General features: G+C 62.5%; 19 protein-coding genes. 9 read left to right on the top strand and 10 right to left on the bottom strand.

The window, feature by feature from the left end:
* Window positions 1–111 precede the first annotated feature (111 nt).
* The 4 genes from gcvPA to ABI_RS15410 all read left to right on the top strand — a co-directional run bounded on the left by gcvPA (window position 112) and on the right by ABI_RS15410 (window position 4,179).
* Window positions 112–1,452 carry an aminomethyl-transferring glycine dehydrogenase subunit GcvPA gene (gene gcvPA / locus ABI_RS15395; protein ID WP_006273959.1) on the top strand — a complete coding sequence of 447 codons (1,341 nt, stop codon included), beginning with the start codon at window positions 112–114 and terminating at the stop codon, window positions 1,450–1,452.
* Window positions 1,453–1,460: 8 nt separating this feature from the next.
* Window positions 1,461–3,020 carry an aminomethyl-transferring glycine dehydrogenase subunit GcvPB gene (gene gcvPB, locus ABI_RS15400; RefSeq protein ID WP_040309623.1) on the top strand — a complete coding sequence of 520 codons (1,560 nt, stop codon included), beginning with the start codon at window positions 1,461–1,463 and terminating at the stop codon, window positions 3,018–3,020.
* Window positions 3,021–3,228: 208 nt separating this feature from the next.
* On the top strand, window positions 3,229–3,615 hold the full coding sequence (locus ABI_RS15405) for a hypothetical protein (RefSeq protein WP_245531370.1): 387 nt from the start codon (window positions 3,229–3,231) through the stop codon (window positions 3,613–3,615).
* A 207-nt stretch (window positions 3,616–3,822) separates the two neighbouring features.
* Window positions 3,823–4,179 carry a hypothetical protein gene (locus ABI_RS15410; protein WP_006273962.1) on the top strand — a complete coding sequence of 119 codons (357 nt, stop codon included), beginning with the start codon at window positions 3,823–3,825 and terminating at the stop codon, window positions 4,177–4,179.
* A 151-nt stretch (window positions 4,180–4,330) separates the two neighbouring features.
* Here ABI_RS15410 and ABI_RS15415 read toward each other — a convergent pair whose 3' ends face one another.
* The 9 genes from ABI_RS15415 to ABI_RS15455 form a co-directional block, all read right to left on the bottom strand.
* The gene (locus ABI_RS15415; RefSeq protein WP_006273963.1) at window positions 4,331–4,822 is read right to left on the bottom strand and encodes a F0F1 ATP synthase subunit B family protein; all 492 of its coding nucleotides are present in this window, start codon (window positions 4,820–4,822) and stop codon (window positions 4,331–4,333) included.
* Window positions 4,822–5,502, bottom strand: coding sequence for a F0F1 ATP synthase subunit B family protein (locus ABI_RS15420; protein ID WP_006273964.1), 681 nt, complete (start codon window positions 5,500–5,502; stop codon window positions 4,822–4,824). Before ABI_RS15420 ends, ABI_RS15415 begins: the two co-directional genes overlap by 1 nt.
* Before the next feature lie 62 nt (window positions 5,503–5,564).
* Window positions 5,565–5,822, bottom strand: a complete 258-nt coding sequence (locus tag ABI_RS15425; RefSeq protein ID WP_006273965.1) for a F0F1 ATP synthase subunit C — start codon at window positions 5,820–5,822, stop codon at window positions 5,565–5,567.
* A 34-nt stretch (window positions 5,823–5,856) separates the two neighbouring features.
* On the bottom strand, window positions 5,857–6,618 hold the full coding sequence (locus ABI_RS15430; protein WP_006273966.1) for a F0F1 ATP synthase subunit A: 762 nt from the start codon (window positions 6,616–6,618) through the stop codon (window positions 5,857–5,859).
* An 81-nt stretch (window positions 6,619–6,699) separates the two neighbouring features.
* Complete coding sequence (locus ABI_RS15435) at window positions 6,700–7,002, bottom strand: AtpZ/AtpI family protein (RefSeq protein ID WP_245531371.1); 303 nt, start codon at window positions 7,000–7,002, stop codon at window positions 6,700–6,702.
* Between the two features lie 225 nt (window positions 7,003–7,227).
* A complete protein-coding gene (smc, locus tag ABI_RS15440; RefSeq protein ID WP_006273968.1) occupies window positions 7,228–10,698 on the bottom strand; it encodes a chromosome segregation protein SMC in 3,471 nt (1,156 codons plus the stop codon).
* A 138-nt stretch (window positions 10,699–10,836) separates the two neighbouring features.
* Window positions 10,837–11,508, bottom strand: a complete 672-nt coding sequence (locus ABI_RS15445) for a DsbA family protein (protein WP_006273969.1) — start codon at window positions 11,506–11,508, stop codon at window positions 10,837–10,839.
* Window positions 11,509–11,518: 10 nt separating this feature from the next.
* Window positions 11,519–12,160 (bottom strand): DsbA family protein, encoded by a 642-nt coding sequence (locus tag ABI_RS15450; RefSeq protein ID WP_006273970.1) that lies wholly within the window; start codon window positions 12,158–12,160, stop codon window positions 11,519–11,521.
* A 120-nt stretch (window positions 12,161–12,280) separates the two neighbouring features.
* Window positions 12,281–12,832, bottom strand: coding sequence for a DUF721 domain-containing protein (locus ABI_RS15455; protein ID WP_006273971.1), 552 nt, complete (start codon window positions 12,830–12,832; stop codon window positions 12,281–12,283).
* A 2-nt stretch (window positions 12,833–12,834) separates the two neighbouring features.
* Here ABI_RS15455 and ABI_RS15460 point away from each other — a divergent pair, with 2 nt between their 5' ends.
* From ABI_RS15460 to ABI_RS15475, 4 genes are all read left to right on the top strand, one after another.
* A complete protein-coding gene (locus ABI_RS15460; protein ID WP_157138957.1) occupies window positions 12,835–13,911 on the top strand; it encodes an A/G-specific adenine glycosylase in 1,077 nt (358 codons plus the stop codon).
* A gap of 60 nt (window positions 13,912–13,971) precedes the next feature.
* Entirely contained in the window at window positions 13,972–14,379 is a 408-nt protein-coding gene (locus ABI_RS15465; RefSeq protein ID WP_006273973.1) for a hypothetical protein, read from the top strand.
* Window positions 14,380–14,449: 70 nt separating this feature from the next.
* Window positions 14,450–14,866, top strand: coding sequence for a hypothetical protein (locus tag ABI_RS15470; RefSeq protein WP_006273974.1), 417 nt, complete (start codon window positions 14,450–14,452; stop codon window positions 14,864–14,866).
* A 21-nt stretch (window positions 14,867–14,887) separates the two neighbouring features.
* Window positions 14,888–15,805 carry a polysaccharide deacetylase family protein gene (locus ABI_RS15475; RefSeq protein WP_040309488.1) on the top strand — a complete coding sequence of 306 codons (918 nt, stop codon included), beginning with the start codon at window positions 14,888–14,890 and terminating at the stop codon, window positions 15,803–15,805.
* A 1-nt stretch (window position 15,806) separates the two neighbouring features.
* On the opposite strand, the gene ABI_RS15480 is transcribed toward ABI_RS15475, so the two are convergent.
* The gene (locus tag ABI_RS15480; RefSeq protein WP_006273976.1) at window positions 15,807–16,931 is read right to left on the bottom strand and encodes a site-specific DNA-methyltransferase; all 1,125 of its coding nucleotides are present in this window, start codon (window positions 16,929–16,931) and stop codon (window positions 15,807–15,809) included.
* 238 nt (window positions 16,932–17,169) lie between these two features.
* Between ABI_RS15480 and ABI_RS15485 the strand changes: the two genes are divergently transcribed.
* Window positions 17,170–17,721 (top strand): hypothetical protein, encoded by a 552-nt coding sequence (locus tag ABI_RS15485; protein WP_006273977.1) that lies wholly within the window; start codon window positions 17,170–17,172, stop codon window positions 17,719–17,721.
* Window positions 17,722–17,823 lie beyond the last annotated feature (102 nt).

Consider the following 17,823-nt stretch of genomic DNA (forward strand, 5'->3'; position numbering starts at 1 on the left):
TCGCCGCATGGCTCCTCGCAAAAGCTCGGGCGGGCAGGAAGCGTCATTTGGCGCCCTTGCCACGCGCGGTGGGTCAAGGGCATCGCGGCTTGGTATAAGGGATTAAACTGTATGCGTTATCTGCCGTTGAGCGAGGCCGACCGGGTCTCGATGCTGGACAAGATCGGGGTCGGTTCGATCGACGATCTTTTTGTCGATGTCCCCCAGGCCGCACGCCGTTCCGGCCCGGTTGATCTGCCGATGTATGCCGGCGAACTTGAGGTCGAAGCCCAGCTTCAGGCGTTCGCCGCCAAGAGTGTCAGCCCGTCGAAAGTGCCGTTCTTTGTCGGTGCCGGTGCCTATCGCCACCATATCCCGGCGACCGTGGATCACATCATCCAGCGCTCGGAATTCCTGACCAGCTATACGCCGTATCAACCGGAAATCGCCCAGGGTACCTTACAGGTCCTCTTCGAGTTCCAGACCCAGGTGGCGCGCCTGACCGGCATGCCGGTGGCCAATGCCTCTTTGTATGACGGTTCGACGGCCGCCGCCGAGGGCGTGCTGATGGCCACCCGCGCTACCAAGCGCAACAAGGCAGTCTTGTCGGGTGGCCTGCATCCGCATTACCGTGAGACGGTCGAGACCCTGGCCCACGCCGTCGGGATCGAAACCGAGGCCTGCGATCTGGCCATCGATGACGAGGCCGAGGTGTTGAACCATATCGACGCCGACACGGCCTGTGTCGTCGTCCAGACGCCGAATGTCTTTGGTACCGCCACGGACCTGACGCAGATTGCGGCTGCCGCCCAGGCGGCGGGCGCGCTGTTGATCGTCGTGGTGACCGAGGTCATGTCGCTGGGCCTGCTGAAGTCACCCGGTGAGATGGGCGCCGATGTCGTCGCCGTCGAAGGTCAGTCGATCGGCGTGCCGTTGTCGTTCGGCGGTCCCTATGTCGGTCTGTTTGCCGCCAAGGAAAAGTACCTGCGACAGATGCCGGGCCGGCTGTGCGGCGAAACCGTCGACGCCGATGGCGAGCGCGGCTTCGTTCTGACCCTGTCGACGCGCGAGCAGCACATCCGCCGCGACAAGGCGACGTCGAACATCTGCACCAATTCTGGTCTATGCGCCCTGGCCTTCAGCATCCACATGAGCCTGTTGGGTCAGGAAGGCCTCAAGCGGCTGGCGAAGATCAACTACGCTAAAGCGCACTCTCTTCGCGACCGTCTGGCCGCCGTGCCGGGCGTCGAGGTGGTGACGCCGCGCTTCTTCAACGAATTTACCGTGAAGCTGCCCAAAGCGGCTGCCCCTGTCGTCGAGGCACTGGCCGCCCAAGGCGTGCTGGGTGGGGTGCCCGTATCGCGTCTGGTCGCCGATCCGGCGTTCGGCAATCACCTCATCGTCGCCGCCACCGAAACGGTCAGCGACACCGATATGGATGCGTTTGTGCAAGCTTTGAAGGCGGTGCTGTAATGGGCGACATGAAGATGAACACAGTCGGCCGTCCCTCTGCGCCTGATTTCGATGTAGAGGCCACATCATTCCGCACCCTGCTGGGCGGCCGCGGCCTGCTGCAGTCGGAGAAGCTGATCTTCGAATGGGATGACTATCACCGTACCGGCGTCGACTTCGCCGATATCGCGATCGATACGTCCGATCTGGACGGTTTGGTCCGCGGTGATGACCTCAACCTGCCGGGCCTGACCGAGCCGGAATGCGTTCGGCACTATGTCCGGCTATCGCAAAAAAACCACGCCATTGATCTGGCCCTCTATCCGCTGGGGTCGTGCACCATGAAGCACAACCCGCGCCTCAACGAGAAGATGGCGCGCCTGTCCGGGCTGGGGGACATCCATCCGCTGCAGCCAGTGTCGACGGTCCAGGGCGCGTTGGCGCTGATGGACAGCCTGGCGCATTGGCTGAAAACCCTGACCGGCATGCCGGCGGTCGCCCTGTCGCCCAAGGCTGGCGCCCACGGAGAGTTGTGCGGACTTCTGACCATCAAGGCGGCCCACGAAGCCAAGGGCCAGGGCCATCGCCGCACGGTGTTGGTGCCGACCTCGGCCCACGGTACCAACCCGGCGACCGCTGCCTTTGTCGGCTATACGGTCAAGGAAGTCGCCCAGACCGCCGATGGCCGTGTCGATGTCGCCGACCTGACGTCGAAGCTGGGGCCCGACGTCGCGGCCATCATGGTGACGAACCCCAATACGTGCGGCCTGTTCGAGCGAGACATCGTTGAGATTGCTCGCGTCACCCACGAAGCCGGCGCCTACTTCTACTGTGACGGCGCCAATTTCAACGCCATTGTCGGCCGGGTCCGCCCGGGCGATCTGGGCGTCGACGCTATGCACATCAACCTGCACAAGACCTTCTCGACGCCGCATGGCGGCGGCGGCCCCGGTGCCGGTCCGGTGGTCTTGTCGGAGGCACTGGCGGCCTATGCACCGCGTCCTTGGGTCGTATCAGCAGGTCAGGGTTTCGACCTGGCCGAACACGGCGAAGGCGAGAATGCGGCTAATTTTGGCCGCCAAAAACCTTTTGGAAGAATGTGCGCCTTCCATGGCCAGATGGGCATGTATATCCGGGCCCTGACCTATATGCTGAGCCACGGCGCCGACGGCCTGAAAAAGGTAGCCGAGGATGCCGTGCTCAACGCCAACTATATCAAGGCGTCGCTGTCAGACCTGATGAGCGTGCCGTTCCCGGAAGGGCCGTGCATGCACGAGGCCCTGTTCGACGATCGTTGGCTGGAGGGCACCGGGGTGACCACGCTCGACTTCGCCAAGGCGATGATCGACGAAGGTTTCCATCCGATGACCATGTATTTCCCGCTGGTGGTACACGGCGCGATGCTGATCGAGCCGACCGAGACCGAATCACGTGCCGAGATCGATCGCTTCGTGGCGGTGCTGCGGGCTCTGGCAGGGGCCGCACTGGACGGAGAGGTTGCCCGCTTCAAGGGCGCACCTTATCTCGCGCCTGCGAAGAGATTGGACGAAACGCGTGCAGCGCGGCAACCACGGTTAACGTTCAGCTAACGGACGCCTTCCGGCGTGATGGGATCTGCATAAGACGTCGCAATATGTGATTCAGCGGATTTTCATGTATTTTTGGTAAGCCTTATTTCGGCCCTCCGCTATGCGTAAATGCGACACTTGCGCGCATTTTACAAAGCGGGGGGCTTTCCGCCTTGTGCACTGCGGGGGCTGTCCCTATATGCCTTGGGTAAGTTTAAGGTCTGTTGAAGTGAAACCGTTCTCTGCGTTGTTGAAATTGCTGTTGTGTCTTGTCGGCATCGTGCTGATGATCTTCGGCGTCGCCATCGCGCCCCTTCCGGGGCCGTTGGGCGTTCCGCCGTTCATGTTCGGCCTGATCCTGCTGCTGCGCAATTCGACATGGGTCAAGCGCGTGTTTGTGCGCCTGAGCCGCCGCTTCCCCAAGATGGTCGGCCCGGTCCGCGCCATGCTGCGTCCGGGCGCCAAGGTTGTTGCCCTTATGTGGCTCAGCACGCTTCGGATGGAACGCCGCATTCTGGGCCGCAAGAACCGCTTCATGAACCGCTTCCGCCAGGAATTCAAAGCCATCCTCGGTATGCGTTTCAGCCGCCGTCGCTGGCAACCCGCCGCGGCCTGATCTCCGAACGATCGAATTTGAATAGCCCCCGCTGGTTCGTCCGGCGGGGCTTTTTGCAATTGGTATCCAACGTGATAGGCTGACGCAAAGCCGGGGAGGGCGATGGTTTCTTCCGACAATGACAGAGCAAAAGACCTCTGCTCAGAGTGAGGACCGAATATAGCCGCCCGGTTATATTTCAAGCCATCAAATCCAGTGGAGAGCGGTTTGGGCAGCGAAGTCTTCGACCTCATCATGGCAGCCACGCGTTGGCAGGCTTGGATCACGGCTGTGATCTCGGTAAAGATTACCATGGTCTTCACCCTGCTGATTGGCCTGCGGCTGCTCTTCGAGCCCGACCGGACGAAGGCCCGGCGGTTAGGATGGATGGCCCTGGGGTTGGGTGTGTTTGGCGCCGCCTATCAAGGCCTGAACACGTGGCTGGGTACCCTGGGCACGCCTGGGCCGGCGGTCCCTCTCTACCCGTTTATCTTCGCTACGGCGTGGGCGACCGTCCTTGGCATTATCGTCTGGCTGGTCTCAAGACTTGGCAGGAAGCCTTTGGACGCGGCGAGCATGTTTTGATGTGGCAGCTATGGCTGAAACGTCAAAAAGGTTTATCGGGGACAACCCGTCACGTCACAATCGGCGACTGCGGCCATGCCGAGGGGCGCTGTGCATAGAAAAAGGCCCGGAGAGAACTCCGGGCCTTTCATAACCGAAAGGTTATATCTGTTTAGTTCAGGCGGCCAGGGATCTGCCTGATCGCCTTGTCGACCAACGGGTCGTTCGTCGTCTTGGCGATCCGGTCGGCCAGGATCGATTCGGCCAGTTGCGCCGCCAGGTCAGCCGCCGCCGCCTTGACGTCCGCTGTCGCCTTGGCTTCCGCCTGGGCGATCTTGCGTTCGGCCAGTTCCTCACGGCGCTGGATCGACTCTGCAAGCTTTTCGCGGGCTTCCTTGGACAGACGGGCCGCTTCCTCTTCGGCCAGTGCGATCAGCTCGCGCGCCTTTTGCTCTGCGGCGACGCGCTGGGCCTTGATGGTGTTCAGCAGGTCGGTGGCTTCCTGACGGATGCGCACGGCCTCGTCCAACTCGGCGCGAACGGCCTTGCCGGTATCGCCCAGTGAACCCCAGACCTTACCGGGCACCTTGGCCACGATCAGGATCAGGAAGAAGAGAACGAGGGCGATACGGACCCAGGTTTCGGCATCAGCTAAGTTGAACATTACGATACCTTTCCGAAGGCCGATTTCAGCGCGGCGGCTGTCGCCGCCTTGCCGGTCAACGTTTCGACCAGGGCCTGGGCCGTTTCACCAGCGATGTCGGTGACGTGGGCCATGGCCGTGTCACGCGCAGCACGGATGCGGGCTTCCGCTTCCGACAGACGGGTGTTCAGCTTGGCGTCCTCGGCCGCAGTCTGCTCGGCGATTTCGGCATTGGAACGGGCCAGAGCTTCCGACGCCAGCTTGCGCCCGGCGGCGTGGGCCGCTGCGGTCTCTGCGGCGGCGTCCTTGGCCTGGGCCTCGGCCTCGTCGCGGTTGGCGCGGGCATTGGCCAGGTCCTCGGCGATGGTCGAACCACGGTTCGAGATCACCTTGCGCAGGCGCGGCGTGAACACGGTCGCCATCAACGCATAGAAGACTGCGAAGATGATCAGCAGCCAGACGATCTGACCGGCCCAATGCTCCGTCTGGAGCTGGGGCAGGCCGCCGCTGCCGTGCTCTTCGGTGTGCTCGGTGGTCGCTACCGTGCCGGCCGTATGGTCGCCAGCGCCATGGGCGCTGGTGCCGTGCGCGTCATCGCCGTGACCAGGCACCAGCGACACCACAGTGGTGGTTTCCGGTGCCGGGGACGCGGCGTCACCTTCGGCGGCTTGGTCGGCAGCGGGCGTAGGGGCTGCAGTCATGACAGGTCCTTGAAAGCCCGGGCCGCAAGGCTCAGGCGTTTCGCTTGGTTAGGCGGTCGAAATTAAACGGTCGGGTTGCCGAACAGGATCAGCAGCGCGATAACGAAGGCGAAGATGCCCAGGGCTTCGGTCAGCGCCATGCCGATGAACAGGTTGGTCTGTTGGGTCTTGGCCGCCGACGGGTTACGCAGGGCGCCGACATAGTAGTTGCCGAACAGGATGCCGAGGCCGATACCGGCGCCGATCATGCCGAGGGTGGCCAGGCCGGCGCCGATGTACTTGAGGCCGACGGCGAAGAGGGTAGCGGATTGAACGTCCATTGGGGTAGCTCCGTAAGTAGGATTTTCAGTTAGGTTAGTGGTGGCCGATATTGACCACATCACCGAGATAGACACAGGTCAGAACGGCAAACACGAAGGCTTGCAGATAGGCGACCAGGAATTCGAGGGTCGTGAGAGCGACGATAGTGGAAAGCGACACCAGGCCGATGGCCCAGCCGCCGATGCCCATGGCCGCGGTGGTGACAATGAAGCCGGCGAAGACCTTCATCACGATGTGGCCGCCCAGCATATTGCCAAAAAGTCGCAGGGTCAGGGTGACGGGACGCATGATGAAGGCAATGACTTCGATCGGCACCAGCACGATAAGGATGTACCAGGGCACGCCCGACGGCACGAACAGTTTGAAGAAGCCCAGACCGTGGCTGAACACGCCGACGGCGATGACCAGAACGATGGTCAGGGCGGCAAGGGTCATGGTCACGGCCACCTGCGACGTCGCGGTGAAGTAGGTGAACATGCCCAGCAGGTTACAGCTCAGGATGAACAGGAACAGCGTGAAGACGTACGGCATGAACTTCTTACCGTCGTGGCCGATGATCGATTCGGTCATGTCGTCGATCAGTTTAAACAAGCCTTCGGCCATGACCTGGCCGCGGCCGGGAATGATGGCCGCGCGCGACGTCGTCAGGGTGAAGAACAGCAAGGTCAGGCCGACGGCGATCATCATGGCCAGGACCGAATTGGTGATCGACATATCGACCACGACACCTCCGACCGTGAAGGACGGAAGCTCGGCGACCTTCTGGATCTGGAACTGGTGCAACGGATCGGCCATAAGCCCTCAACCTCTTTTTGTACCGGCCGTGGCCGGAGAAATGTCACGGATGAGGCGGATGCCTCAGGTAGCAGACTTCCGTCAGGAAGCCGATTGGCCGCGTTTGACGATCAGATAGACCGCTGCGACCATGCCCAACAAAGCGCCGGCGATCATGCCCCAGGGCTTACTGCCCAAGAGGTAGGTATCGACCAGCCAGCCCAGTCCCAAACCGCCACCTATGCCACCCACCAGCTCGCCAAGTGCCAGGTAGCCCTGGTTGGCGCCGACTTCCGCACCGTGGTCGACCGTTTTGCGCTGACGCGCTTCGGCCGCCTTGAGGCGATCATCGAGGTCCTTCAGCTCGTCATCCGGCGAGGACCCGTAGGGAGGTTCATCTGTCACGGTCAGCACCACACAGGCAGGGGTAGTCGAAAAAACCACCCCCGGCTTGAACGCGGCGGAACCTACTGAAAGCCCTCACAAAGGTCAAGCACGGGGGGCGACAAATCGGCAATGCCGGTATTTTTATGGCGCTGCCGCGGGAGAAGCGGCGGAATCCGTTATGATTTCAGGCAAGTTTGCGGGTATTTTTTGCGTTTATCGCTTCGCATATGCACAATTTTTGGCCTAGGCGACGTCTTCCGCCACCAAGGCTTCCGCCTGCGACAGATCGACGCTGACCAACTGCGACACGCCGCGTTCGGCCATGGTGACGCCGAACAGGCGGTCCATGCGCGACATGGTCACCGGATTGTGGGTGATGGCGATGAATCGCGTGCGGGTGCGGGTCCGCATTTCGGCCAGCAGACGGCAATAGCGATCGACATTGGCGTCATCCAACGGCGCGTCGACTTCGTCGAGCACGCAGACCGGCGCCGGATTGGCCAGGAAGACGCCGAAGATCAGCGCCGTCGCCGTCAGGGCCTGCTCGCCGCCCGACATCAGGCTCATGGTGCTGAGACGCTTGCCCGGCGGGCAGGCGAAGATTTCCAGTCCGGCTTCCAGCGGGTCTTCCGATTCGACCAGGCGCAGTTCCGCCGAGCCGCCGCCGAACAGGCTGACGAACAGGGTCTTGAAGTGCTCATTGATGATTTCAAACGCCGCCAGCAGGCGTTCGCGGCCTTCGGCGTTCAGTTCGTCGATGCCGTCGCGCAGCTTGGCAATGGCGGTGATCAGGTCGGCGCGTTCGCGGCCGAGTGTGTCGAGTCGGCCTTCATATTCGGCGGCTTCTTCTTCGGCGCGCAGGTTGACGGCGCCCAGGCCGTCGCGTTCGCGCTCCAGGCCGGACAGAAGTGATTCGGCGCCGGAGGCATCGGCCGGGGTGGCGATGGCTTCTTCTTTCAGGCGGCGGCCCAGATCGTCGGGCGTGCCGCCGGTTTGGTCGAGAATCACCGCCTCGACCTCTGTGGCGCGGGCCTGGATGCCTTCCAGGCGGGCCTGGGCGCCGGCGCGCTCCTCGCGGGCGGCCGAGGCCTCCTGTTCCGCCATGCGCAGATTGATGTCGCCGTCGCGTTTGGCGGTTTCGGCGGCGTTGAGGGCGTCACGGGCGGCCGACAGGCGCTTCTGGGCGACCTCGAGTTGGTCGATCAGGGCGATGCGGCGTGATTCGAACTGCTGTGGCGCGGCCTGGGCCTTTTCAAGATTGGCGCGGGTGGCTTCCTGGTCCTTTTCCAGCTTGATCAGGCGCGAGCCCGAATCCTGGGTGCGGCGGGTCCAGTCGGCCAGTTCCCGCGACAAGGTACGTTCACGGCCTTCGCGGGCGGCGCGGTTGCTCATCTCCTGGTCCAGCTCGGCGCGGGCGCGCATGACCGACTGGCGCTTGCCTTCGGCGATGGCACGAGCGGCGTCGAGGGTGGCCTTCATGGTCGCGGTGTCCAGCGCATCGGACTGGGAGGCGACCGCCAGGCGGTAGAGGTTTTCCATCTCGCCGTGGTCCCCGGACAGCCGAACCAGAGACGCCTCCAGGCCTTCCAGGCGGGCTTCGTAATGGGTCTGGGCGCGCAGACGTTCTTCCAGGGCCAGTTGCTTGGAGCGCACCAGCCGTTCCAGGTCGGGAATGCGGTTGCGCGCCTGGCGGACAGTGTCTTCGTGCCTGCGCTGGGCGTCGGCGGCCGTCGTCTGGGCGGTCTGGGCCTCGGTAAAGCGCGGTTTGAGGACAGCGATGTCGGCTTCGAGTTCGTCCAGCCGGTTGCGTTGCGCCAGGCGGACAGCGGCGGGCTTGGGGGCTTTGGCGCGGACAATCAGTCCATCCCAGCGCCACAGGTCTCCCTCTTTCGACACCAGCCGGGCGCCGACGGGAAGCTGGCCATGCAGCTTTTCGGCCTCGGCCGCGGTGACGACGCCGATGGTCGACAGGCGCAGGGCCAGGGCGGCTGGGGCGCGGACATGGGCGCTCAGCGGCGTAGCTCCGAGGGTCTTCAGGTCGATATGGACAGCGCGGCTTTCGAAGTCTTCACTCCAGAAGGCGAGGGCATCACCGCTCTTTTTCGAGAGGGTGAGATTGAGGTCGTCCCCCAGAGCCGCGGCCAGGGCTAACTCGTAGCCCTTTTCCGGACGGACCTCGTCCAGCACCGGCTTGTTGGCCTTCTGGCCGCCTTGGAGGATCTGCGACAGGCCGCGGGCTTCGGAGTTCATCCGGCCGAGTTGGTCTTCCAGTTCGCGGACGGTTTTGCGCGCCTGGGCCTCGGCATTGACCAGCCCAATCCGCGCGCCTTCCAACTCCTCGGTCAGTTTGCGGGCGGCGTCGAGTTCGGTCTGGCCGTGGGCCGCTTCAGCCTTCAGGCGATCAACGGCGGTGTAATCAAACGTGCCCAGGGCATTGCGTTCGTTATGGGCGGTCTGAAGCTGGGCGGCGATGCGGTCAAAACGCGCCTTGGCTTCGGCCAGGCGGGCGCCTTCGAGGCGCTGGCGTTCGACCTGGGCGGCCTGTTCGGCGGCCATGGCCTCGATGGCGGCGTCGCCCTGACGGCGTTCGGCTTCGGCGGCGTCGACGGCGGCACGCAGTTCGGGCTCACGCGACGGCGCGTCGGCGATTTCGGCCTGGACGCGGGTCAGGGAGGATTGCAGGCGCTCCAACTGGATGGAGCCGTCCGATGACAGGTCCAGTTCACGCTGGAAGTCGGCGCGCAGGCGGCTCAGTTCGTTCTTCAGCCGTTCGATTTCGGCGGCGGCCTGTTTTTCTTCCAGGTCGAGTCGTTCTTTTTCGACCGTCAGACGGTGCATAACGGTGGCCGCGACGGCCTCTTCCTCGCGCAGGGGCGGGATGGCCTCGGTCGCTTCGATCGCCACGGTCTGGGCGACAGAGGCGGCGCGCGAGGAGGTCTCGACGCGCTGCGACTGGGCCTGCATGTCATTGACCGCGCCTTCCAGGAGGCTGCGGACCTCAAGCCATTTGGCGTGCAGGATGGCTTTCTGCAGAGCGCGGATTTCCGCAGAGATTTTCTTGTACTTTTCGGCCTGGCGGGCTTCGCGTTTCAACCGCGACAAGGCGCTGTCCAGTTCGCGGGCAATGTCATCCAGGCGCGAGAGGTTGGATTCTGCGGCGGTCAGGCGCAGTTCGGCCTCGTGGCGGCGGCTGTGCAGGCCGGAGACGCCGCCGGCTTCTTCGAGGACGCGGCGGCGGTTCTGAGGCTTGGCCGCGATCAGTTCCGAGATCTGGCCCTGACGGACCAGGGCCGGGGAGTTGGCGCCGGTCGAGGCGTCGGCGAACAGGAGCTGGACGTCGCGGGCGCGCACTTCCTTGCCGTTGATTCGATAGGAAGAGCCGGCGCCACGGTCGATGCGGCGGGCGACGTCGAGTACCGGCTGATCGGTAAAGGGCTGGGGTGCCAGACGGTCGGAATTGTCGATGGTCAGGGTGACTTCGGCCCAGTTGCGCGAGGGGCGCTTGTCGGAACCGGCGAAGATGACATCGTCCATGCCGGCGCCGCGCATGGCCTTGGCAGACGTGGCGCCCATCACCCAACGCAAGGCTTCCAGCAGGTTGGATTTGCCGCAGCCGTTGGGTCCGACAATACCCGTCAGGCCGGGGTCGATGCGGAACTCGGTCGCATCGACGAAGGACTTGAACCCGGAAAGCTTGATCTTCTGAAACTGCAAGAACGGGAGCCCAAAGGACGCAACGCTTACGCGCGCCAAAAGCGGAAATTTACTGATTCTTTACGGCTATAATACGGACACCCGCCTGTCGAGGCAAATGCGGTGCCCGATCTTGCAGGATAGTGGAAAAGCGCGCGGCTATTTCGCTGCGGCGATGGCAGCGTCGAGATCGGCCAGTTCGTGGCCCTCGATCTTCTTGCCGTTGACGACGAAGGTCGGGGTCGATTCAATCTGATCCGCCTCTAGATGGGCGTTCATATTATCGTAGAAGGCCGCCATGGCCTTTTCATCGCCGACGCAGGCCTGGATGTCAGCTTCGGTCATGCCGGTCTTGATATTGATGTCGTTCAGCACAAAGCCCAGACGGTTGGTCTTGTAGTAGACGTCCTGACCCGAGAAGAAGCTGTGCAGCACGGCGAAATAGGGCGCTGAACTGGTCGGGTCCTGGCTGCGGTTGACGGCACAACGGCCGACCATGAAGGCCGACAGGGCGTAGGCCTGAGGATTGGTCAGGACTTCACGAAAGATGAAACGGACCTTGCCGGTCTTGACGTACTTGGCCTCGAACTGCGGCCACACGGTCTCATTCCAGTGGGCGCAGTGGGGGCAGGCTGCCGAGGCGTATTCAATGACGGTAATCTTTGCCTTGGGGTTGCCTAACGACATGTCGGGCAACAGGCCCGGCTTGGCGGCCGGAATGACGATCGCCTGAACCGGCTTGGCCGGTGCCGCGGCCATGGCGGGCAGGGCCAGGGCGGCCATGCCGAGCACGACCGCCGCCATCAAAGTTTTCAGACCCGAACCTGCCATGGTTTATTCCCTACTTCACGCCCAGATCGGCGAAGGCCTTTTCGAACTCGGCGAAGTCGCCGGTCTTGCGTTCGAACTTCTTGCCGTTGATGAAGAAGGTCGGCGTGGTGGAGATGTTGTTTTCACGGCCGTACTTTTCGACCCGGGCCTGAAGGCCTTCCAGGGCCTTCTTGTCGGTGATGCAGGCGTTGAACTGCTCTTCCGACAGGCCGGCGTTCTTGGCGATGTTCAGCAGCACCGGGCGGGCATTGGCCGCCGTGCCGTCGGCGAACATGGCGTCGCGCGAGCGCATGACCTGGTCGATGACGGCGAAATACTTGTCCTTGCCGGCGCAGCGGGCCAGCAGGGTGCCGGCCGCCGAGACATCGTTCGGCGGCGTCAGGAACTCGCGGTAGACATATTTGATCTTGCCGGTCTTGATGTACTTTTCTTCCAACTGCGGCAGGACTTCCTTGTTGAAGGCGGCGCAGTGGACGCAGGTGACCGAAGCGTATTCGATCAGGGTGATCTTGGCGTTTTCGCCGCCCTTGCTCATGTCGTCGGCCGTCACGGCGCCGGACTTGGACTCGCCGCAACTGGCCAGGACAAGGGCCGCACCGGCCAGAAACGCTGCGGTCACCACGCGGCGGGTGAGATGGGAAAGAAGATGCATCGGAAAACCCCGTAGATTGACGCTGCCTTGCGCCTGTTACCTGCTGTGAGAACAGTGCGCCGCGCCCTTTGTCAACCGCATTTTAATAGGGCGGATTGCGCTGAATTTATGGCGAGCCGGTCAGGGCGAGATCAGTTTTTGCCGGCGCATGACCGATCTGCCCAGTTTCAGCAGGGCGGCGCGCAGCTTGGCATCGCTGACATTGCCCAGCTCCTGTTGCAGGGCCAGGTCTTCGGCCGCGGTCAGCGGCACAGGTTTGGGCGGCGGTGGTTTGCGCGGCTGGGCGGTCAGCGGTCCTTGGATGATGCGCAGGCGATCGACGGGTTTGCCGCCGAGGTGAAGATTGACGGCGTTGATGACGAAATCCGCCCGGTGCTGGATGAGGGGAGCAAAGGCGCCCTGGACGCGGATTTCCAGGGTCCCGCCAACCCGGCCCTTGATGACCCTTACTGGTTCACACAACTTCGCCAGTTTTTCATCGCCGACAATTTCGGGCCACCGGCGCTGCAGGCGGTGGGTCGGGTCTTCCTGGCCCTTGAACCGCGCTTCCAGGGTTTTCATCAGGGGCTGAACCTGCTTTTTTACCGGCGGTGGCGCCTTGGGTGCGCGCCGGGTACGAGTCGTGCGCAGAATTCGCAGCGAGTCTTCGAGCGATGGCAGAGAGCGTTTCATAGATGACGATTATAATGAAGGATGCGGCGCTTGTCTCGCGCTTACGCGCGGATTTGCTGGCCTGGTACGACGGTCACGGCCGCGACCTGCCGTGGCGAAAAGGAGCGCGCGATCCTTATCGGGTGTGGCTGTCGGAGGTCATGCTGCAACAGACCACGACGGCCCACGCGGCGCCTTACTATGCGCGGTTTCTGGAACTGTGGCCGACGGTCGCCGATCTGGCGGCGGCGGACGACGGGGCGGTGATGGCGCAGTGGGCGGGGCTTGGCTATTACGCCCGGGCGCGGCGGTTGCTGGAATGTGCCCGCGCCGTTGTTCGCGACCATGGCGGACGCTTCCCCGATAGGGAGGACGCGCTTCTAAAGCTGCCGGGGTTTGGTCCCTATACAGCGGCGGCCGTGGCGGCGATCGCGTTTGACCATCCGGCCAATGTCGTCGACGGCAATATCGAGCGGGTCATGACGCGGCTGTATGCAATCGCTACGCCGTTGCCGGCGGGGCGGAGCGAGGTGCGCCAGGCGTCGGCACAGTGGGTCATGGCTCAGCGCGCCGGTGACTGGCCGCAGGCGCTGATGGATCTGGCCAACCAAGTGTGCCGGCCGAAATCACCCCTGTGTCTGTTGTGTCCCTTGAATGCGGCGTGCGTGGCGTTTCGCGCCGGTGATCCCGATCGCTACCCGGCGAAGCTGGCCAAGGCACCCAAGCCTCGGCGCCATGGCGTCGTCTTTGTCGTGACCGACGGCGTTAGCGTCATTGTCGAGCGGCGCGAGGGCAAGGGACTGCTGGGCGGGATGCTGGGTTTACCACATTCGGATTGGCAGGCGGAAGGTGGGGAAGTGGCCGTCAAACATATGTTTGACCTGACATATCAGACGTTTGGCGCTTACGAACATGTGTTTACGCATTTTGCCCTAACGCAGGAGGTCTGGTTGGCGCGTGTTTCCGTGGACGATTTTTCGGATGTGTTGCGGCGGCACAATGCCTATCAGGCGCTGCCGCTTGCCGAGGTGAAGGCCCTGCCGACCGTGTTCGCCAAGGCGTTAAAGTCCTTATTAAGTCTTGATCTTGCGGCAGGATAAGCCGCATCGGTTTCACTGCCTGCAGGTTCTAAATTGGCCATGGTTTATGGAGGTTGGATCATGAAGCGGGCTTGGGTGGCGATAGCGACCGGCGCGGCAATGTCAGCGATGACGGTGCCGGCCTTGGCGGCGGAACCGGTCTATCTGGGCGATGTCCAGATCGTGCATCAGCCGCCCCCCAGCGGCTATCAGCCGGAAGGCACGGACTTCGATCTCGCCGACCAGGGCAAGACGTTCGACGTAGCCTGCGCCATCAGCGGTGACGGCAAGTTGTCGGGGTGTGAAGCTGACGAAAACGATCTTTATGATCAGAAGTTCATCACCATCGCCACCGCCAATGTCAGCCAATGGGTGCTGGCGCCGCAAACGGCGAGTGGCCAATCCGTTGCCGGACGAACCCTCGTTGTGACTGTGCAGTTTACCCGTGCTGATCGCATCGGCGTCGCGGCGGCCGGTGGCGCAAAATAATTGACATAAATGTCAAAAATGTCATCATCCCATCATTCGGTGCGAATCTGCGTGACCGGGAGGTGGAACAATGCGTCGGCATGCCTGCAATATCGTACCGGCAATGGTCGGGGCCGGTTTGCTGTTTGGCCTGGGTTTTCCGGCCGCGGCTCAGACGCGGGTCAGCATCGATGATCTCAACGTCCTGTACCAGCCTGAACCCGCGCACTATCAGCCGTCCGGCGATGATCTCGATCTCGCCGACCAGGGTAAATCCTTCGAAGTTTCCTGTGTCATCTCGGCGTCTGGTCGCCTGAACGACTGTGAGGCGGAGGACAATGATATGGCCGATCAGAACTTCGTCGATGTGGCGGTCGAAAGCGTATCGAAGTGGGTGGTGGGGACCGAAACCCGGTCGGGCGAAAGCGTGGTCGGGCGCGTCGTGACGATCACCTGCCGTTTCCGGCTGGAGGGCTCGGAAGAGCGGACGCAGGTGGCCGCGCGGTAATCCGCGTGGTAACAAGCCGTCATGACTCAGCTGAATCGACGCGCCTGTCTCGCCGGCCTGATGGCCCTGGTGTCTACGCCCGCCTTGGCCGCGACTGCGCCAGGCGTTGCCATTACGATTGATGATTTTGATCTCAGTGCCGATCCGCTCATGCGTGGCGAAGCGCGCGATGGCCGTCTGCGCGAAAGCCTGGATCGGTTCGGCATCAAGGCGGCAGGTTTTGTCGCCGGTCGCAATGCGGTCGGCGAGGCCGGGCCGACTGTGCTGCGGGCCTGGTCCGACGGCGGGCATGCTATCGGCAACCATTCCTATTCGCACAACTATTACGACGGCAAAGATCCGCTGGCCTACTGGCAGGACATCGTGAAGGCCGAAGACGTGCTGAAACCCTATGCCGGGTTTCGCAAACTGTTTCGCTTCCCGTTTCTGGGCGAGGGGAAGACCGTTGAAGGCCGTGATGCCATGCGCCAACTGTTGAGCGACAACGGCTATCGCAACGGGCATGTCACGATCGATACGTCAGACTGGTTTTACAGCAGCCGGCTTGTTGCGCGTTTGAAGGCCGACCCGAAGGCCGACCTCGCGCCCTACCGCCAGGCCTATCTCGATCATATTTGGGAGAAGGCGACCTTTTATGATGGTGTCGGGCAACAGGTGTTCGGCCGGTCGATCGACCATACCCTGTTGTTGCATCACAACCTGATCAACGGTCTGTTCCTCGGCGATCTCCTGGCCATGTTCAAGGCGCGCGGCTGGCGACTGGTAGATGCGGCGCCCGCTTTCGCTCAGCCCGAACTGGCCAGGACGTATGATGCCATGCCGTCGGGACAAAGTGTGGTGCTTCAGGCGGCCATTGCCAGTGGCCGCCCGGAACTGGCGCGCTATCCCGGCGAAGACAGCGCCTACGAAAAAGCCAAGCTCGACGCGCTCGGCCTCTAGATTAGTTCATATCGCCGCGGATACGGGCGCGCAGATCGTCGATCGGCTTGAGGCCGGCGTCGGTCTTGAAGCGCCAGTAGGTCCAGCCATTGCAGGCCGGCGACTGTTCCATCATCGCGCCCATCTTGTGGATCGAGCCGCTGAGATCACCATAGACCAGCGAGCCGTCGGCACGGATCTTGGCGGTCTTGTCACCCTTGGGCGTATAGAGCATGTCACCTGGTTGCAGTAGGCCGGCCTCGACCAGCGAACCGAACGGAATGCGCGGCTCGGCCTTTTTGGAACCGACCACATTGAGGTTTTCGGCCGTGGTCGGGATCACCTTGGCGATGCGTTCGCGGGCGTGGCGGGCATAGGTTTCGTCGCGCTCTATGCCAATGAAGTGGCGGCCCAGGCGCTTCGCGGCTGCCCCCGTGGTGCCGGTACCGAAGAAGGGGTCCAGGACGACCTGGCCGGGCTTGGAGCAGGCCAGCAGGACGCGGTACAGCAGCGATTCCGGCTTTTGGGTCGGGTGGGCCTTGTTGCCGTTCTCGTCTTTCAGGCGCTCATCGCCGGTGCACAGCGAGATCAGCCAGTCGGAACGCATCTGCGTGTCTTCGTTGAAGGCCTTAAGCGCGTCGTAATTGAAGGTGTAGCGCTTCTGCCCCTTGGCCTTGGTGGCCCAGATCAGGGTTTCGTGGGCATTGGTGAAGCGCGTGCCCTTGAAGTTGGGCATGGGGTTGGCCTTGCGCCAGATGACGTCGTTCATCACCCAGAAGCCCAGGTCCTGCATGGCGACGCCTAAGCGGAAGATATTGTGGTATGAGCCGATGACCCACATAGCGCCGTCGTCCTTCAACACGCGGCGGCATTCGCGCATCCACTCGCGCGTGAACTTGTCATAGACTTCGAAACTCGCGAACTGGTCCCATTCGTCGTCGACGGCATCGACCTTGGAATTGTCGGGACGCAGCAGGTCGCCGCCAAGCTGGAGGTTGTAGGGCGGGTCGGCGAAGACCAGGTCGACGCTGGCGTCCGGCAGGCTTTTCAGAACCTCGATGCATTCGCCGATGTGGATGGTGTCGAGCTTGAGCGGGGCGGCCAGGGTCTTTGCGGGGGCAACCGGGACAGTTTTGAGCTTCGGCATGGGATCACTTTCGGCAAATCCGCCGGCCTTTTGCCGAGCGGGAGGTAAGGTCTTGATTCCTGTAAAAGAATCCTTTTGCGTTAAAAATGGCTTAAGGCTTGACTCCGGAAGAATCGGGTAGGGAAATAAATTTGGCGGTGAGTCTTTGGGGACTCACTTTCGGATTCGTTTTGTTCTCATTTCCGTATTGCGACGCGTGTCCGGGCGTGAAATTGTGCCGTGTCCACGGAGAAGCGATATGAAGACGATGATGTGGTGTGCGGTTGCCGGCGCGGCATTTGTCCTGGTCGGATGCAATGGCGAGAAACCGGCGGAGATTGCGTCGGAAAGTGATGTGGCGGCCATGTCGGTGACGGCCGGCGACCTCATCACCGAGGTGGCGGCGGCCGACCTGCCGCCCGAGGTCACGGCCACGGTGCTCAAGGCCATTCCCGGCATGACGATTGCCGAAGCCCAGCGCAAGGAACGCGACGGCCGGGTCTATTATGACGTTGAAGGCAAGCGACCGGACGGTTCCGATGTTGAGCTCGACTTGCTGCAAGAAGGCGATGCGTTCAAGGTCGTCGAAATCCAGCGCGATATCGCCTGGGCCGATGCGCCGGCTGACGTTCGTGCAGTGGCAGAGGCGTCCGCGAAGACCGTGGCGCCGGTGCGGGTGATCGAGAGTAAGGAAAGTGACGGCAGCGTGATCTATGAGTTGTTCGCGGAAGGCAAGCCGGTGAAGCCGTCGCTGGAAGTGCGTGTCAAGGACGGTAAGGCCGAGGTCCTGACCGAAGAATGGCCTCACTAGCGAGAACGCTCTTGTTCGGTTTTCGGCCTGATCCTGCCGCGCAGCGGAAAAAATACGTTAAGTGGGACCACAGATTACACAGATTGAGACAGATTATTCTTT

The sequence above is a fragment of the Asticcacaulis biprosthecium C19 genome, from assembly GCF_000204015.1.
Lineage (GTDB): Bacteria > Pseudomonadota > Alphaproteobacteria > Caulobacterales > Caulobacteraceae > Asticcacaulis > Asticcacaulis biprosthecius.

Excerpts from the sequence above, each read along its gene's own strand:
- gcvPA (WP_006273959.1), top strand. The coding sequence starts at position 112 with ATGCGTTATCTGCCGTTGAGCGAGGCCGACCGGGTCTCGATGCTGGAC.
- gcvPB (WP_040309623.1), top strand. The coding sequence starts at position 1,461 with ATGAAGATGAACACAGTCGGCCGTCCCTCTGCGCCTGATTTCGATGTA.
- ABI_RS15415 (WP_006273963.1), bottom strand. The coding sequence starts at position 4,822 with ATGTTCAACTTAGCTGATGCCGAAACCTGGGTCCGTATCGCCCTCGTT.
- ABI_RS15420 (WP_006273964.1), bottom strand. The coding sequence starts at position 5,502 with ATGACTGCAGCCCCTACGCCCGCTGCCGACCAAGCCGCCGAAGGTGAC.
- ABI_RS15425 (WP_006273965.1), bottom strand. The coding sequence starts at position 5,822 with ATGGACGTTCAATCCGCTACCCTCTTCGCCGTCGGCCTCAAGTACATC.
- ABI_RS15430 (WP_006273966.1), bottom strand. The coding sequence starts at position 6,618 with ATGGCCGATCCGTTGCACCAGTTCCAGATCCAGAAGGTCGCCGAGCTT.
- ABI_RS15445 (WP_006273969.1), bottom strand. The coding sequence starts at position 11,508 with ATGGCAGGTTCGGGTCTGAAAACTTTGATGGCGGCGGTCGTGCTCGGC.
- ABI_RS15450 (WP_006273970.1), bottom strand. The coding sequence starts at position 12,160 with ATGCATCTTCTTTCCCATCTCACCCGCCGCGTGGTGACCGCAGCGTTT.
- ABI_RS15455 (WP_006273971.1), bottom strand. The coding sequence starts at position 12,832 with ATGAAACGCTCTCTGCCATCGCTCGAAGACTCGCTGCGAATTCTGCGC.
- ABI_RS15460 (WP_157138957.1), top strand. The coding sequence starts at position 12,835 with ATGACGATTATAATGAAGGATGCGGCGCTTGTCTCGCGCTTACGCGCG.
- ABI_RS15465 (WP_006273973.1), top strand. The coding sequence starts at position 13,972 with ATGAAGCGGGCTTGGGTGGCGATAGCGACCGGCGCGGCAATGTCAGCG.
- ABI_RS15470 (WP_006273974.1), top strand. The coding sequence starts at position 14,450 with ATGCGTCGGCATGCCTGCAATATCGTACCGGCAATGGTCGGGGCCGGT.
- ABI_RS15475 (WP_040309488.1), top strand. The coding sequence starts at position 14,888 with ATGACTCAGCTGAATCGACGCGCCTGTCTCGCCGGCCTGATGGCCCTG.
- ABI_RS15480 (WP_006273976.1), bottom strand. The coding sequence starts at position 16,931 with ATGCCGAAGCTCAAAACTGTCCCGGTTGCCCCCGCAAAGACCCTGGCC.
- ABI_RS15485 (WP_006273977.1), top strand. The coding sequence starts at position 17,170 with ATGAAGACGATGATGTGGTGTGCGGTTGCCGGCGCGGCATTTGTCCTG.